Origin of the sequence: Streptococcus mitis (assembly GCF_023109235.1) — a bacterium.
In the GTDB taxonomy this organism is placed as follows: Bacteria; Bacillota; Bacilli; order Lactobacillales; family Streptococcaceae; genus Streptococcus; species Streptococcus mitis_DA.
In genome coordinates, this window is sequence record NZ_JALDUC010000017.1 from 1 (window position 1) to 16,318 (window position 16,318).

Annotated in this window: 10 protein-coding genes and 1 other RNA gene; 9 read left to right on the top strand and 2 right to left on the bottom strand. The window is 39.1% G+C overall.

The window, feature by feature from the left end:
• Positions 1-223: 223 nt before the first annotated feature.
• On the top strand, positions 224-2,203 hold the full coding sequence (locus M1F55_RS08750) for a peptide ABC transporter substrate-binding protein (RefSeq protein ID WP_247947694.1): 1,980 nt from the start codon (positions 224-226) through the stop codon (positions 2,201-2,203).
• Between the two features lie 141 nt (positions 2,204-2,344).
• Here the strand turns inward: M1F55_RS08750 and pbp1a are convergent, their stop codons facing one another.
• Together pbp1a and recU are read right to left on the bottom strand one after the other, a co-directional pair.
• Positions 2,345-4,531, bottom strand: a complete 2,187-nt coding sequence (gene pbp1a, locus M1F55_RS08755; RefSeq protein ID WP_247947695.1) for a penicillin-binding protein PBP1A — start codon at positions 4,529-4,531, stop codon at positions 2,345-2,347.
• The gene (recU, locus tag M1F55_RS08760; protein WP_033685492.1) at positions 4,528-5,124 is read right to left on the bottom strand and encodes a Holliday junction resolvase RecU; all 597 of its coding nucleotides are present in this window, start codon (positions 5,122-5,124) and stop codon (positions 4,528-4,530) included. The genes pbp1a and recU overlap by 4 nt, the downstream gene beginning before the upstream one ends.
• Positions 5,125-5,190: 66 nt before the next feature.
• Here recU and M1F55_RS08765 point away from each other — a divergent pair, with 66 nt between their 5' ends.
• The 8 genes from M1F55_RS08765 to M1F55_RS08800 all read left to right on the top strand — a co-directional run.
• Entirely contained in the window at positions 5,191-5,718 is a 528-nt protein-coding gene (locus M1F55_RS08765) for an SLOG family protein (RefSeq protein WP_049516192.1), read from the top strand.
• A gap of 72 nt (positions 5,719-5,790) precedes the next feature.
• A complete protein-coding gene (gene gpsB / locus M1F55_RS08770) occupies positions 5,791-6,120 on the top strand; it encodes a cell division regulator GpsB (protein WP_000146534.1) in 330 nt (109 codons plus the stop codon).
• A gap of 20 nt (positions 6,121-6,140) precedes the next feature.
• Positions 6,141-6,522: RNase P RNA component class B (gene rnpB, locus M1F55_RS08775), an RNA gene on the top strand.
• 84 nt (positions 6,523-6,606) lie between these two features.
• Positions 6,607-7,764 carry a THUMP domain-containing class I SAM-dependent RNA methyltransferase gene (locus M1F55_RS08780; protein ID WP_247947696.1) on the top strand — a complete coding sequence of 386 codons (1,158 nt, stop codon included), beginning with the start codon at positions 6,607-6,609 and terminating at the stop codon, positions 7,762-7,764.
• A gap of 13 nt (positions 7,765-7,777) precedes the next feature.
• Positions 7,778-9,187, top strand: a complete 1,410-nt coding sequence (gene mapZ, locus M1F55_RS08785; protein ID WP_247947697.1) for a cell division site-positioning protein MapZ — start codon at positions 7,778-7,780, stop codon at positions 9,185-9,187.
• Positions 9,188-9,262: 75 nt separating this feature from the next.
• Positions 9,263-10,687, top strand: coding sequence for an NADP-dependent phosphogluconate dehydrogenase (gene gndA / locus M1F55_RS08790; protein WP_247947698.1), 1,425 nt, complete (start codon positions 9,263-9,265; stop codon positions 10,685-10,687).
• 11 nt (positions 10,688-10,698) lie between these two features.
• Complete coding sequence (locus M1F55_RS08795) at positions 10,699-11,388, top strand: response regulator transcription factor (RefSeq protein WP_020903407.1); 690 nt, start codon at positions 10,699-10,701, stop codon at positions 11,386-11,388.
• 628 nt (positions 11,389-12,016) lie between these two features.
• A partial coding sequence (locus M1F55_RS08800) for a Rib/alpha-like domain-containing protein (protein WP_247947699.1) occupies positions 12,017-16,318 on the top strand: 4,302 nt, incomplete at its 3' end.

Sequence of the window (16,318 nt, forward strand, 5' to 3'; positions counted from 1 at the left end):
TGGGACTTTTTTTCTACACAAAAATAGGCTCCATAATATTTATAGGAGATTTACCCACTACAAATATTATAGAGCCTCTTTTCTTATAGTTAAAAATAGATAAAAAAATGAAATAACACCCCGTTTTTGTCAGAAAATAACAAATAAATATGAAAATTCAGAAAATATATTGACAATAGATTGCAAAGGGTCTATAATAGATAGAAAAACAAAGGAGAATACTATGAAAACAAGAAAAGTATTGGCTCTTGCGGGAGTAACTTTATTAGCAGCAGGTGTCTTAGCGGCTTGTTCAGGTGGTTCTGCAACTAAAGGCGAGCAGACTTTTGCATTTACCTACGAGACAGACCCAGATAATCTCAACTACTTAACAACTGGTAAGGCGGCAACTGCTGACATTACTAGTAATGTGATTGATGGTTTGTTGGAGAGTGACCGCTATGGGAATTTGGTTCCCTCTATGGCAGAGGACTGGTCAGTTTCTAAGGATGGCTTGACTTATACCTATAAAATTCGTCAGGATGCCAAGTGGTACACATCTGAAGGAGAAGAGTATGCTCCTGTTAAGGCTCAGGACTTTGTGACAGGTCTTAAATATGCGACAGATAAGAAATCAGAAGCCCTATACTTGGTACAGGACTCAATCAAAGGACTGGATGCCTATGCTAAAGGGGAAAGTAAAGATTTCTCTCAAGTTGGGATTAAAGCAATTGATGATCAAACAGTCCAATACACTTTGAACAAACCTGAAAGTTTTTGGAATTCTAAAACAACAATGGGTGTTTTGGCACCAGTTAATGAAGAGTTTTTGAATTCAAAAGGGGATGATTTTGCCAAAGCTACGGATCCAAGTAGTATCTTGTATAATGGTCCTTATTTGTTGAAATCTATTGTAACCAAATCTACTGTTGAATTTGCGAAGAATCCTAATTACTGGGATAAAGACAATGTCCATATTGACAAAGTCAAATTGTCATTCTGGGATGGTCAAGATACTAGTAAACCTGCAGAAAACTTTAAAGATGGTAGCCTTTCAGCAGCTCGTCTCTATCCAACAAGTGCAAGTTTCGCAGAGCTTGAGAAAGAGATGAAGGACAATATTGTCTATACACAACAGGACTCTACGACTTATGTAGTAGGGACAAATATTGACCGTCAATCTTACAAATATACATCTAAGACTAGTGAAGAACAAAAGACTTCAACTAAAAAGGCTCTCTTAAACAAGGATTTCCGTCAGGCTATTGCCTTTGGATTTGACCGTACAGCCTATGCCTCTCAGCTAAATGGACAAAACGGTGCAAGCAAAATCTTACGTAATATTTTTGTACCACCAACATTTGTCCAAGCAGATGGGAAAAACTTTGGTGACATGGTCAAAGAAAAATTGGTGACTTATGGGGATGAATGGAAGGATGTGAACCTTGCTGATGCCCAAGATGGTCTCTATAATCCAGAGAAAGCCAAGGCAGAATTTGCCAAAGCTAAGGCAGCCCTTCAAGCTGAAGGCGTAACCTTCCCTATTCACCTAGATATGCCTGTTGACCAAACAGCAACTACAAAAGTTCAACGTGTCCAATCTATGAAACAATCCTTGGAAGCGACTTTAGGATCTGATAATGTGGTTATTGATATTCAACAATTACAAAAAGATGATTTATTGAATGTTACTTTATTTGCACAAACTGCTGCCGGTGAGGATTGGGATCTTTCTGATAACGTTGGATGGGGACCTGACTTCTCAGATCCATCAACTTATCTTGATATCATCAAGCCTTCTGTAGGGGAAAATACGAGAACTTACCTAGGGTTTGATTCAGGAAAAGACAATGAGGCGGCTAAGAAGGTTGGTCTCAATGATTATGATAAAATGGTCAATGAAGCAGGGGAAGAAACTACAGATGTTACAAAACGGTATAACAAGTATGCCGAAGCTCAGGCATGGTTGACAGATAGTGCCCTAGTCATTCCAACGACATCTCGTACAGGTCGTCCAATCTTGTCTAAGATGGTACCATTTACTTTACCTTTCTCTTTCGCAGGTAATAAAGGGACAAGCGATCCGCTCCGATACAAATATCTTGAACTTCAAGACAAGGCAGTCACAGCAGATGAATATCAAAAAGCTCAAGATAAATGGATGAAAGAAAAAGAAGAATCCAATAAAAAAGCGCAAGAAGAACTCGCAAAACATGTGAAATAAGATAAAAAGAAGTTAGTTATTCGCTAACTTCTTTTGGTTTATCGAAAATGAGTTGAAACATCTTTTCACTTTCAAAGATTATGAAGTTAATTTTTTTGTAGAAAAAATCCTGAGTTTTGCTTCTCAGGATTTTCTTTCATCTCACTGTTGTGGTTGCTGTTGAACTTGTGGATTTTGTGGTGTTGGTTGTACTGGTTGTGTCGGTTGACCAGCCTGGCCTGCTTGTCCTTGATTAGGATCGGTTGCTGGGGCATTATTGGGTTGTTGACCAACCGTCGTACTTGCCTGTGTAGTTGAACTTTCAGCTGTTGTGCTTGGAGTTTCTACTGTTTGTGTTTGTTGTGTTGTTGAATTATTCCATGTGTTCTTCGCGTTGTTCTGGAAGACGAATTCTCCATTTCGGAACAGGCCGTCTGGCATCGTCCAATCTCCAGGTTGGTCATCTTCTGATAGATACGATATCATTGAGCGATAAACCTTAGCAGCAACTAGGAAACCATCTCCAACGATTGGAGTTAAACGATTTGAGTAACCAGTCCATACAGCCATAGAATACTTACGAGTATAACCTACAAACATTTCATCTGGAGCTACGTAGCCAGTGTTCTTGATATACTTTTCAATTTCGTCGTCAGTATAGTTAGAAGTACCTGTCTTACCTGCTTGTGGAAGCCATGGTAGGTAAGCACCACGTCCGGTTCCGTATGCTAAAACAGTTTTCATCATTTCGGTCATCATATAGGCAGTAGTTTCTTTCATAGCTCGTGTACCAGCATCAGAAAATTCTTTTTCACTACCATCACTAAAGACGATCTTATTGATATACATTGGTTTGTGGTAAGTACCACCATTAGCAAAGGCGGCATAAGCAGCAGCCATTTTTTCACTACTTGCACCGTATTGTTTGTTAGATTCTGTTGTATTACTTGAAATGGCGTTAGCATAGTGGATGCTTGGATAATCGATACCTAAGCCATTTAGGAAGGTTTTCGCTCGATCTAAACCAACTTTATTTAAGGTTTCGACTGCTGTAACATTACGTGATTGTTGGAGTGCATACTGAATTGTAATATTCCCAAAGTAGCCATGATCCCAGTTGTAGACAGGAGTATCAGTACCAGGATAGTTATAAGGAACATCATGTACAATAGAGGCAGTAGAGTCATAGACTCCATATTCTAAAGCGGGAGCATAGTCAGTGATTGGTTTCATAGTAGAACCCCAGTCACGGTTGGTTTCAACGGCTTGGTTGATTCCAAAAGATACATTACTTGATTGGTGACGGGCGCCTAACTGAGCAATGACTTTACCATTTGTTACATCCACAATAGTGGAAGCTACTTGAAGTTCATCATCTGGATAAGCAACGTACTCATCTGTATTGTAAACATCCCAAAGTCTCTGTTGAACATTTTTGTCGACATTAGTATAGACTTCCATACCTGTGGTAAGAAGGTTGTAGCCCGTTTCTTGTTCGACTTGGTCGATTACTTCTTTGAGATAGTTGTCCATATAGGCAGGGTAACTATTGGCTGACTTCAAGCTTTGAAGTCCATCAGTGATAGGCGTATTAATAGCTTTTTCGTAATCTTCTGCACTGATATATTTCTGTCCCTTCATTTCTGAAAGTACTAAGTTCCGACGCTCTAGAGCAGCTTCTGGGTGGGAATATGGATCATATTGGTTTGGGGCTTGAGGCATTCCGGCTAGGAGTGCTAACTGTGGTAAGCTTAAATCCTTCAAGTCTTTTCCATAGTAATTTTCGGCTGCGGTTTGCATTCCATAGTTACCGTTAGACATGTAGACTTTGTTGATGTAGTAGGTCAGGATTTCTTGCTTGGTTGCTTTTTGTTCTAGTTGAACGGCCAGCCAAGCTTCTTGGGCTTTACGTGACAAGGTTTGGTCAGCAGTTGAAGTAGAGAAATAAGTTAATTTAATCAATTGCTGAGTCAAGGTCGAAGCCCCTTGTAGCCCTCCTTTCCCTTGGAGGTTTCTCAATGCTGCCCCCATGATACGAATGGTATCAACACCTCTATGATCAAAGAAACGGTGGTCTTCGATAGATACGATAGCCTTGACCAAATCCGTAGGGATTTCATTGGATTGAGCATTTACACGACGTTCAGATCCCAAGTCAGCAATCAGTTCGTTTTTATTGTCATAAATCTTGCTAGAGGTTGTCGCAACTAATTTACTTTCAGATAAGGCTGGGGCCTTGCTAACAAAGTAGAGGAAGACACCTCCACCTAATAGAAATAATGCGATAAATAAGGTAAGAAATGTAATTCCAATATACTTTAAGAATCGCAGAATGGTTTGTTTATTCATCTTGTTTTACCACCTAGTAAACGTTCTTTGATAATATCGAGATAGGGAATTTGAGGGAAAGCTCCTTGCTTTATTAAATATCCATATTCTTGAATATATCCAAGTGGCATTGATTTTTGACCCTTATCTTGATGATAAAAGCGAATCAAATCAAGTGCCGGCAACAAATAAGTTTCTTGTCGAGAAGAAAAATGAAGCAGTACGAAGCAAATGCCCTGCTGTTCTAGAACTTGTTCCATATGTTGAATCTGGTGAAGATGGAAGTTCTTCATTGGGATAGCATTTTTTTGCCGCGTTTCCTTGGCTTCAAAGTCAATGTAATGTCCTCTATATACGCCAGAGTAATCTGTTGTGGAAGCTTGTCTAAAATAGGCTTCTACAATTTTGGCTCGACTACGTTGAGGATAGTCTACTCGAACAATCTGAACAGGCGTTGGCTTTTTATGGATAACTGCCATACCATGCGTCAGATAGTAGTCGTTTGTAGCGTTGATCATCTTTTCAAAAGTCATTCCTCGATTTGCGAAATTTTTTGGTTGAGAAATGGATGTTTGGCTTTTTTTTGATGAAATTTTATGAGGATAGTTGACCATATTTCTCCTTATTGGTACAATAACATCACTCTATTATACCATAAAAATAGAAAGAAAGGTGTAAAAATGACTACAGCTTTAATTATGGGATATTCTAATTTTGACTTGGGTTTGTTTAATGAAAAAGATATCAGGTTAAAAATTATAAAGAAAGCCATTCGCCGTGATTTAGAAAGTTTAGCAGAAGAAGGGATTAAATGGCTGGTCTTTACAGGAAACTTGGGATTTGAATCTTGGGTGCTGGATGTCGCAAATGAAATGAAAGAAGAATATGATTTCAGCCTAGCGACCATTTTTGATTTTGAAACACACGGGGAAAATTGGAATGAAGCGAATCAGCTTAAACTTAGCCAATTTAAGCAGGTCGATTTTGTCAAATATGCCTATCCTAAATATGAACATATGGGGCAACTACGAGACTACCAACGATTTTTACTGGAAAATACTGATTTAGCTTATTTTTTCTATGACCCAGAAAATGAGACTAAATTAAAATTTATAGACAATTTGATGAAAAATCAGGAAGGTTATCGCATAAAAAGGCTAACCTTTGAAGACTTAAATGAGCTAGTAGAAAATTTTTCTGAAAAGTAAGGCTTTGACCTTGATTTTTGTTTGCCTTTTTTTATATAATAATACTATTAGAAACCGAGAATGGAGAGAGAGATGGCAAGTATTATTTTTTCAGCGAAAGATATTTTTGAGCAAGAGTTTGGACGTGAAGTCCGTGGATATAGTAAGGTTGAAGTTGATGAATTTTTGGACGATGTCATCAAGGACTATGAAACTTATGCTGCCTTAGTCAAGTCTCTCCGTCAAGAAATTGCAGAGTTGAAGGAAGAATTGTCTCGCAAACCTGAATCTGCACCGGTTCAAGCAGAACCACTTGAAATGACAGCAACGACTTCTATGACGAATTTTGATATTTTAAAACGTCTAAATCGTCTTGAGAAAGAAGTATTTGGCAAACAAATTTTGGATAACTCTGATTTATAAGAGTGTATTTGAAAAGTGCAATTTTTGGATAATCGCGTGAGGAGAATTTCTTTTCATGAGGAAAGTCCATGCTAGCACAGGCTGTGATGCCTGTAGTGTTTGTGCTAGGCGAATCCATAAGCCTAGGGACGAGAGATCGTTACGGCAGTCGAAATGGCTAAGTCCTTGGATAGGCCAGAGTAGGCTTGAAAGTGCCACAGTGACGGAGTCTTTCTGGAAACAGAGAGAGTGGAACGCGGTAAACCCCTCAAGCTAGCAACCCAAATTTCGGTCGGGGCATGGAGTACACGGAAACGAACGTAGTACTCTGACTGCTATCAGCTGTAAGTTGTTAGTGGTAGACAGATGATTATCGAAGGAAGTGGTCCTAGTCACTTCTGGAACAAAACATGGCTTATAGAAAATTGCATATAGGTTGGGGCTGAGAAAACTTTCTCAACCTCATTTTTTAAAGTGGACATACAGAAAGGTCTTATAAGACTGAAAATGAAAAAAGAATTTAATTTAATCGCTACTGCTGCAGCTGGTCTTGAGGCTGTCGTTGGTCGTGAAGTGCGAGAGTTGGGCTACGATTGTCAAGTTGAAAACGGACGTGTTCGTTTTCAAGGAGATGCGAAAGCCATCATCGAAACCAACCTCTGGCTTCGGGCAGCAGACCGTATCAAGATTATCGTAGGAACGTTCCCAGCTAAGACATTTGAGGAGCTGTTTCAGGGAGTTTTCGCTCTAGATTGGGAAAATTATTTACCACTTGGAGCTCGATTTCCGATTTCAAAAGCCAAATGTGTGAAATCTAAACTACACAATGAACCCAGTGTTCAGGCTATTTCAAAGAAGGCCGTTGTCAAGAAATTGCAGAAACACTACGCCCGCCCAGAAGGTGTTCCTCTGATGGAGAATGGTCCAGAGTTTAAGATTGAGGTTTCTATTCTCAAAGATGTAGTAACTGTCATGATTGATACGACAGGGACTAGCCTCTTTAAACGTGGCTATCGTACCGAAAAAGGTGGGGCTCCTATCAAGGAAAACATGGCGGCAGCCATTTTACAACTCTCTAACTGGTATCCAGACAAGCCCTTGATTGATCCGACCTGTGGTTCAGGAACTTTCTGTATCGAGGCAGTTATGATTGCTAGAAAGATGGCTCCTGGTCTTCGTCGCTCCTTTGCTTTTGAGGAATGGAACTGGATTAGCGATCGCTTGATCCAAGAAGTTCGTACTGAAGCAGCTAAGAAAGTGGATCGTGAGCTTGAGCTAGATATCATGGGCTGTGATATCGATGCTCGCATGGTGGAAATTGCTAAGGCCAATGCTCAGGCAGCAGGTGTTGCAGGAGATATTACCTTTAAGCAGATGCGCGTGCAGGATTTACGTTCTGATAAAATCAATGGAGTGATTATCTCTAACCCGCCTTATGGTGAACGCTTGTCAGATGATGCAGGGGTTACCAAGCTTTATGCTGAAATGGGTCAAGTATTTGCACCGCTGAAAACGTGGAGCAAGTTTATCTTAACCAGTGATGAAGCCTTTGAGACCAAGTACGGTAGTCAAGCGGATAAGAAGCGTAAGTTGTACAATGGAACCTTAAAAGTTGATTTGTATCAATATTTCGGTCAGCGTGTTAAACGTCAGGAAGTAAAGTAGGAAGGAAAAACTCATGAGTAAGAAAAGACGGAATCGTCATAAAGCAGAACATCAAGAGGCGCAATTTGATTTTGATGAAGCCAAAGAGCTAACGGTTGGAGAAGCCATGCGAAAAAATGAAGAGGTGGAAGCAGGTGTGTTGCCTGGAGATTCTATCTTGGACAAGTATGTGAAACAACATAAAGATGAAATTGAGGCAGATAAGTTTGAAACACGTCAGTTTAGCAAGGATGATCTAGTTGAAAAAGAAGAGGTAGAGGAGACTCAGACTCTGGATAATTTGCTTCAAGAGCTTCGTGAGGAAACAGGAGTAACTTCTCCAGCTCCAGAAGATGAATTGCGTCAGTTTGATGATTTAGAATTAACACGAGTTTCAGAAGCTCCTCTTGTCGAAGAATTTGAGAAGGAAGAGGTACCATTAGTTGGAACGGAAGAGGCTCTCACGCGTTCTCGAGTCACAGATAGTGAAGATGGAAAAAGTAAGAAGAAATGGGTGCTTTACGGTATTCTAGCAGCCTTAGTGGTTCTTATCCTTGGAACTGGTTATTATGTTTATCGTCAAGTGGCTCGTTCGACCAAGGAAATCCAAACTTCTCAATCAACTACAAATACGCAGTCAGATGCGGAAGAATTCAATAATTTATATGATGCCTTCTATACAGATAGCAACAAAACGGCTCTGAAGAATAGCCAGTTTGATAAACTGAGCCAACTAAAAACTTTGCTTGATAAGCTAGAAGGTAGTCGTGAATATACGCTTGCAAAATCTAAGTATGATAGCCTAGCAACTCAAATCAAGGCCATTCAAGATGTCAATGCTCAATTTGAGAAACCAGCTATTATGGATGGTGTCTTGGATACTAACGCTAAAGCTAAATCAGATGCTAAATTTACAGATATTAAAACTGGAAATACGGAGCTTGATAAAGTTCTAGATAAGGCTATCAGCCTTGGTAAGAGCCAGCAAACAAGTGCTTCAAGCTCAAGTTCAAGTGAAACTAGCAACTCAAGCTCTAGTCAAGCAAGCGAAAATACTGCTAGTGAGACAAGCCCAAGTAGTTCAAATACTGCCTCAACTGAAACTAGAAGTACACGCAGTGAAGTCAATATGGGTGTGTCAAGTGCAGGAGTTGCTGTTCAAAGAAGTGCGAGTCGTGTTTCTTATAACCAGTCTGCTATTGATGATAGCAATAATTCTGCCTGGGATTTCGCGGATGGTGTCTTAGAACAAATTCTAGCGACTTCACGTTCACGTGGTTATATCACTGGTAACCAATATATCCTTGAGCGTGTTAATATCGTTAATGGCAATGGTTATTACAACCTCTACAAACCAGATGGAACCTATCTCTTTACCCTTAACTGTAAGACAGGATACTTTGTTGGAAATGGTTCTGGACATGCGGATGACTTGGACTACTAAGCAGTCGTTACAAAATTCTTTCTTTTCAAAAGTAAAAATGATAAAATAAAACAAATTAAACAAGAGGAGTGTCAAATGACAAAAGCTAACTTTGGTGTTGTTGGTATGGCCGTAATGGGTCGTAACCTTGCCCTTAATATTGAATCTCGTGGTTACACAGTTGCTATTTACAACCGTAGTAAAGAAAAAACTGAAGATGTAATTGCTTGCCATCCTGAAAAGAACTTTGTACCAAGCTATGACGTTGAAAGTTTTGTAAACTCAATCGAAAAACCTCGTCGTATCATGCTCATGGTTCAAGCTGGACCTGGTACAGATGCTACAATTCAAGCCCTTCTTCCACACCTTGACAAGGGTGATATCTTGATCGACGGAGGAAACACTTTCTACAAAGATACCATCCGTCGTAATGAAGAATTGGCAAACTCAGGTATCAACTTTATCGGTACTGGGGTTTCTGGTGGTGAAAAAGGTGCCCTAGAAGGTCCTTCTATCATGCCTGGTGGACAAAAAGGTGCCTACGAATTGGTTGCGGATGTTCTTGAAGAAATCTCAGCTAAAGCACCAGAAGATGGCAAACCATGTGTGACTTACATCGGTCCTGATGGAGCTGGTCACTATGTGAAAATGGTTCACAACGGTATCGAGTATGGTGATATGCAATTGATCGCAGAAAGCTATGACTTGATGCAACACCTGTTGGGCCTTTCTGCAGAAGATATGGCTGAAATCTTTACTGAGTGGAACAAGGGTGAATTGGACAGCTACTTGATTGAAATCACAGCTGATATCTTGAGTCGTAAAGACGATGAAGGCCAAGACGGACCAATCGTAGACTACATCCTTGACGCTGCAGGCAACAAGGGAACTGGTAAATGGACTAGCCAATCATCACTTGACCTTGGTGTGCCATTGTCACTCATCACTGAGTCAGTATTTGCTCGCTACATTTCAACTTACAAAGAAGAACGTGTGCATGCAAGCAAGGTTCTTCCAAAACCAGCTGCCTTCAAATTTGAAGGAGACAAGGCTGAGTTGGTTGAAAAGATCCGTCAAGCCCTTTACTTCTCAAAAATCATTTCATACGCACAAGGTTTTGCTCAATTGCGTGTAGCTTCTAAAGAAAATAACTGGAACTTGCCATTTGCAGACATCGCATCTATCTGGCGTGATGGCTGTATCATCCGTTCTCGTTTCTTGCAAAAGATTACAGATGCTTACAACCGTGATGCAGATCTTGCCAACCTTCTTTTGGATGAGTACTTCTTGGATGTTACTGCTAAGTACCAACAAGCAGTGCGTGATATCGTAGCTCTTGCGGTTCAAGCTGGTGTGCCAGTGCCAACTTTCTCAGCAGCTATTACTTACTTTGATAGCTACCGTTCAGCTGACCTTCCAGCTAACTTGATCCAAGCGCAACGTGACTACTTTGGTGCCCACACTTACCAACGTAAAGACAAAGAAGGAACATTCCACTACTCTTGGTATGACGAAAAATAAGTAGGTCTGCCATGGGGAAACGGATTTTATTACTTGAGAAAGAACGAAATCTAGCTCATTTTTTAAGTTTGGAACTCCAAAAAGAGCAATACCGAGTTGATCAGGTTGAGGAGGGGCAAAAGGCCCTCTCCATGGCTCTTCAGACAGACTATGACTTGATTTTATTGAATGCTCGTCTGGGGGATATGACAGCCCAGGATTTTGCAGACAAGCTGAGTCGGACTAAGCCAGCCTCAGTGATCATGGTCTTGGACCATCGCGAAGAATTGCAAGATCAGATTGAGGCAATCCAACGCTTTGCCGTTTCTTACATCTATAAGCCGGTTATTATTGACAATTTGGTGGCCCGTATTTCAGCGATTTTCCGAGGTCGGGACTTTATCGACCAACACTGTAGTCAGATGAAGGTTCCAACGTCTTATCGCAATCTGCGTATGGATGTAGAACATCATACCGTTTATCGTGGCGAAGAGATGATTGCTCTGACCCGTCGTGAGTATGACCTCTTGGCTACTCTTATGGGAAGCAAGAAAGTTCTGACTCGTGAGCAGTTATTGGAAAGTGTTTGGAAGTATGAAAGTGCGACCGAAACAAATATCGTGGATGTCTATATCCGTTATCTACGTAGCAAGCTTGATGTAAAAGGTCAAAAAAGCTACATTAAAACCGTGCGTGGTGTCGGTTACACCATGCAAGAATAGAATGGCAGTCATGCTCGTGTAACTGCTTTTTGAGCTCCATACTATCTGTAGCAGGAATCCCTGAATAATAGATAGTATGGAGCTTTTTTGAATAGCTACAAATGATGGCTTGTAATGGTCCAAAGGTCTGGTCAGGGAGAATGATTTCTTCTTGACCATAGTTTATACTCAATGAAAATCAAGGAGTAAACTAGGAAGCTAGCTACAAGTTGCTCAAAACACTAGTTTTGAGGTTGCAGATGGAAGCTGACGCGGTTTGAAGAGTATTTGTATCTGATGGACTTTACTTTCATAGTTCCCTATTTTTTGGTACTCAAAAGGAATGGCTTATATGTAGGATAAGTTGACATGTTCTTTATAAGTATTCAAAAAATGGCATTTATCATAGTCTTGAAGAAAAGGAAAATTTTATTTTTATTTTAACGCTATAATATAATAAATGATTTAAATCCTGAAATATTCTGAAAATAATAAAAAATAATTAATATAATTGACAAATCTGCTAATGTAAATTATAATATTGATTGTATGTGTATGTGTATGTGTATGTGTATGTGTATGTGTATGTGTATGTGTATGTGTATGTGTATTACATGCTATTTTTTAGATATCAAAAGGAGAAAATGTGATGTATTTTAATCGTAAAAATGCAGAGCAAAAGAACTGGAGAATGATCAAAAAAGGGAAGCATTTCCTATTCGGTTGTTCTCTTGTTTTTGCAGTCGGAGCTAGTTTAGCTACCCAAGTGGTTCATGCAAACACAGCAGAAACTACTGTAGCAAACAACTCGACTACTGGGGATGTTAACCCTACACAGAACGGAGATGGCAAGATTTATGAGGCACCTGCTGTAGCAGAAAACAAGCCAGAAGTTGCTGGAACACCAGTCGTGTCTACAACAGAACCAGCAGTAGCGGCAAAACTTGATGGAGAAACTGCAAAAGAAGTTAAAGCTTTAGACAAAACTAAACTAGAAAACTACATTGCAGAAATCGAAGCAAAATTAGCTAACGGAACATACGAAAACAAAACTGAAGAAAGTGTTGCGGTACTAAAAGCTGACTTAGAAGCTGCAAAAGCTACATTAGCAAACGCAACAACTCAAGGTGAAATCACAAAAGCTTACAATAAACTTGTAACTACAGCTAACACTAAATTAAAAAATAAACCTGTAGAGAAAAAAGAAACTCCAGCAGTAGACACTACTAATGGAAAAGAAACTGTAGGTAAAAAAGCAGAAAACACTGAGAAAAAATCAGAATCTAACTCAATCGAAAACACAGGATCTAACGACCCACGTAACGGTAAAGCATTAGATAAAAATAATGCTTTTAGGGCGGAAATTGCCTATAATATTGATTCTCAGGGGAACGACTATGGGAAAAAAGACAGTGTTATTACTAGTGGTATAAGAGGTTCATCTGAATCTGGTAATGCAATAACTGCTGTTAATTCCGTAATGAAATATAGAGCTCGTTACAATACAGATGCTACTGGGAAAATTACTTCTGTAGACTGGCAAGTTTTTTTCAATGACCATTTACAAAATTTCGCTAATGACTATGGAGTAAAGAATGAAGTGTTCCGAAACTACATTCAGATTCCTAATGAAGTGAATATGCCTACGGATATTCGCCGATTGCAATATAGAGCGGAAATGAAATTTGTAGACAGAAAATATCAACTAGTTGGCGGAGATGGAAGTGCTCTTAGTGATACTGTAACTTTTGATAACCCTACTCCATCCACAGCAGCAGGGCGTACTCTTGCTAAAAATGAGAATTTGAAAATAAATGGTAGTTGGGACAATTATACTAGAGGACTAGATACTCTGTATAATAACACTAGCTTCTACTATAAGGATGCGGTAAAAGACGAGCTATCTGATACAAAAAAATTAGTAAACTCAAATGCTTTGCCAGGTAAGCGTGTTATCTATGATAATTCGAATACAGGTGGTAACTATAGAGACGGTTATGTATGGGAGTTTACAACAACAGTTCCTAATACAGTAACAAATGAACAGTTGAAAAACATGAAGGTTTCGATGGGGATGTTGAGTACCGGGACAGCAGGAGTTGACCACGGTTTCCACAGAATTGCAGAGAACCCTGTAAATCTATCAAAAGCTGATGTTACCCCTCCAACTGTAAAAACTCAAACAGTTAAAGTTAATGAACAACCAAAAGCAGAAAATTCAATTGCTAACTTCAAAGATCTTCCTGCTGGAACAAAAGCTGAGTTCAAGACACCAGTAAACACAGCAACGCCAGGAGAAAAAACAGCAACAGCAGTTGTAACATACTCAGATGGTTCGAAGGTAGAAGGACCAGTAAAAGTAATTGTTGAAAAAGAAGCAGTAGCACCAGCTAAGCCAGTTATTACGACAAGTCTAACAGGTAAAGCTAACACTAAAACACAGGTTGAAGTGAAAGCAGAAGCGGGGTCTACAGTTTCCTTGTTCGCCCATGATGGCACTAAGCTTGGTACAGCCGTTGCGAACGATCAAGGTGTAGCAAGCATCACTCCAACAGTAAACATTCCAGCCGGTATTGTAGCAGCGACAGCTACCAAAGATAGTAAAACATCAGAAGTAAGTGATCCTGTAGAAGCAACACTAGCAGTAGCACCGACAGTAGAGATTCCATACTCAGATAAGGCTACTAAAGAAGTCTATGTATATGGTGGGGAAGAAAACTCATTCGATATCAAATTCAAAGATGATAGCGGGAAAATCACTAGCGCAATTGTAAATGGTGGAGGAAACCAACCATTTAAACCAGTTGCAGGTGAAGAAAATAAAATTAACGCTCAATATGGATATACAGCGAATAAAATTACTGCTGAGGCACCAGCAACAGATGCAAATCCAGCGGTAATCACTTATAGAGGTACTCCAGCAGCTACAGATGGTTTAAAACCAGAAGTCTTAGAAGAAGCGACTAAAGGCGAAAATCCAAAAGGTATGCCTCTAGGCTGGCGTTATGCAACTGCAACTGATGCTGATGGAGCATCTATCGAAAATAAAGCAGTAGGTTCTTCAAATGCAACTGATCCAGGTTCATTCCGCGTCATGCTTAAGCCACAAACTCAAAAATATGATATTACAATACCAGCAGAAGCTGAAAAAGTAGTAGTAGCTAATCCAGCTGCAGTAACAGATGCGGAATTTGCTAAAGTTAAAGAAAAACTTAAAATTGAGTTTTCTAAAACTAATAATGATGCAAACTTAGCAGACAAAAAAGGTACAACTGTAGCTGATAAAGATGCTAAGATCCAATCAGTAACAAAAGACGACAAAGGAAATCTTGTAGTAACCTATAAAGATGGATCTCAAGACAAGAAACCATTGTCAGAATTAACACGAACTAACCAAAAACCAACAGTAGAAATTGAATACTCAGATCCAGCACCTAATAAAAAAGAAGTGTACGTTTACGCATCGGAAGTAAATTCTTTTGATATTAAAATCAAAGATGATAGCGGTAAACTTGCAAGTGCTGAGTTAAGAAGAGGAAGTAATCAAGAATTTAAAGACGTAGCAGGAGAACCTAATAAACAAGATACTCAATACGGATTTACTGCGAATAAATTTACTTCTGAAACAACAGCAACAGCAGAAAATCCAGCTGTTATTACGTATACTGGTACTCCAGCACCAGAAGGAGCATTTACAAAAGAAAAATTTGAAAAAGCAATTCAAGATGGAGGAACTCCATTAGGATGGCGCTTTGTAAAAGCTATTGATCAAGATGGTGAGGATGCTAGAGGAAATGGTCGTGATGCTACTGACCCAACTGCAGTTAATGTAATTCTTAAACCTCAAACTTTAAAATATGATATCCAAACTCCAGCAGAAGCTGACAAAGTAGTTGTATCAGATGTTAACAATGTTACTGATAAAGAGTTTGAAAAAATTAAAGAGAAAGTTAAAGTTGAATATTCTAAAAACAATCCAGATGCACGTTTAGCTGACAAAAAAGGTCAAGAAGTAGAAGATGCTTCAAAAGTTGTTGATAAAGTAGAAAAAGAAGGAAACAATCTTGTAGTAACCTATAAAGATGGTTCTCAAGATAAAAAACCATTGTCAGAATTTGTACGTACAAATGAAAAACCAACAGTAGAAATTCAATATTCTGACCCAGCACCAGATAAAAAAGAAGTATATGTATATGCATCAGAAGTGAATTCTTTTGATATTAAAATCAAAGATGATAGTGGTAAACTTGCAAGCGCTGAGTTAAGAAGAGGAAGTAACCAAGAATTTAAAGACGTAGCAGGAGAAACTAATAAACAAAATACAGAATATGGATTCACTGCGAATAAATTCACTACTGAAACCCCAGCAACAGAAGAAAATCCAGCTGTTATTACATATACAGGTACTCCAGCACCTGAAGGGAAGTTTACAAAAGAAAAATTTGAAAAAGCAATTCAAAATGGAGGAACTCCATTAGGATGGCGTTTTGTAAAAGCCATTGATAAAGATGGAGCAGATGCTAGAGGAAATGGTAGAGATGTTACCGACCCAACTGCGGTTAATGTAATTCTTAAACCTCAAACTCAAAAATATGATATTAAAACTCCAGCAGAAGCTGACAAAGTAGTTGTATCAGATGTTAACAATGTTACTGATAAAGAGTTTGAAAAAATTAAAGAGAAAGTTAAACTTGAATATTCTCAAAACAATCCAGATGCACGTTTAGTTGATAAAAAAGGTACAGAAGTAGAAAATCCAGCGGACCGTATTGCTTCTATTACTAAAGACGGAAACGATGTAGTAGTAACTTATAAAGATGGTTCTACAGATAAACACCCATTAGCAGACTTTGTTACTAAAGATACAACAGCTCCAGCTAAGCCAAATGCAGGTAACGATGTGGTTAAACCAGCAGATAAGACTGTGGTAGCGAACCCAGAAAAACTTACA

Bases quoted from the DNA above. Each gene is read 5' to 3' on its own strand.
- M1F55_RS08750 (WP_247947694.1), top strand. From the start codon at position 224: ATGAAAACAAGAAAAGTATTGGCTCTTGCGGGAGTAACTTTATTAGCA.
- mapZ (WP_247947697.1), top strand. From the start codon at position 7,778: ATGAGTAAGAAAAGACGGAATCGTCATAAAGCAGAACATCAAGAGGCG.
- M1F55_RS08765 (WP_049516192.1), top strand. From the start codon at position 5,191: ATGACTACAGCTTTAATTATGGGATATTCTAATTTTGACTTGGGTTTG.
- M1F55_RS08780 (WP_247947696.1), top strand. From the start codon at position 6,607: ATGAAAAAAGAATTTAATTTAATCGCTACTGCTGCAGCTGGTCTTGAG.
- recU (WP_033685492.1), bottom strand. From the start codon at position 5,124: ATGGTCAACTATCCTCATAAAATTTCATCAAAAAAAAGCCAAACATCC.
- M1F55_RS08795 (WP_020903407.1), top strand. From the start codon at position 10,699: ATGGGGAAACGGATTTTATTACTTGAGAAAGAACGAAATCTAGCTCAT.
- gndA (WP_247947698.1), top strand. From the start codon at position 9,263: ATGACAAAAGCTAACTTTGGTGTTGTTGGTATGGCCGTAATGGGTCGT.
- gpsB (WP_000146534.1), top strand. From the start codon at position 5,791: ATGGCAAGTATTATTTTTTCAGCGAAAGATATTTTTGAGCAAGAGTTT.
- pbp1a (WP_247947695.1), bottom strand. From the start codon at position 4,531: ATGAATAAACAAACCATTCTGCGATTCTTAAAGTATATTGGAATTACA.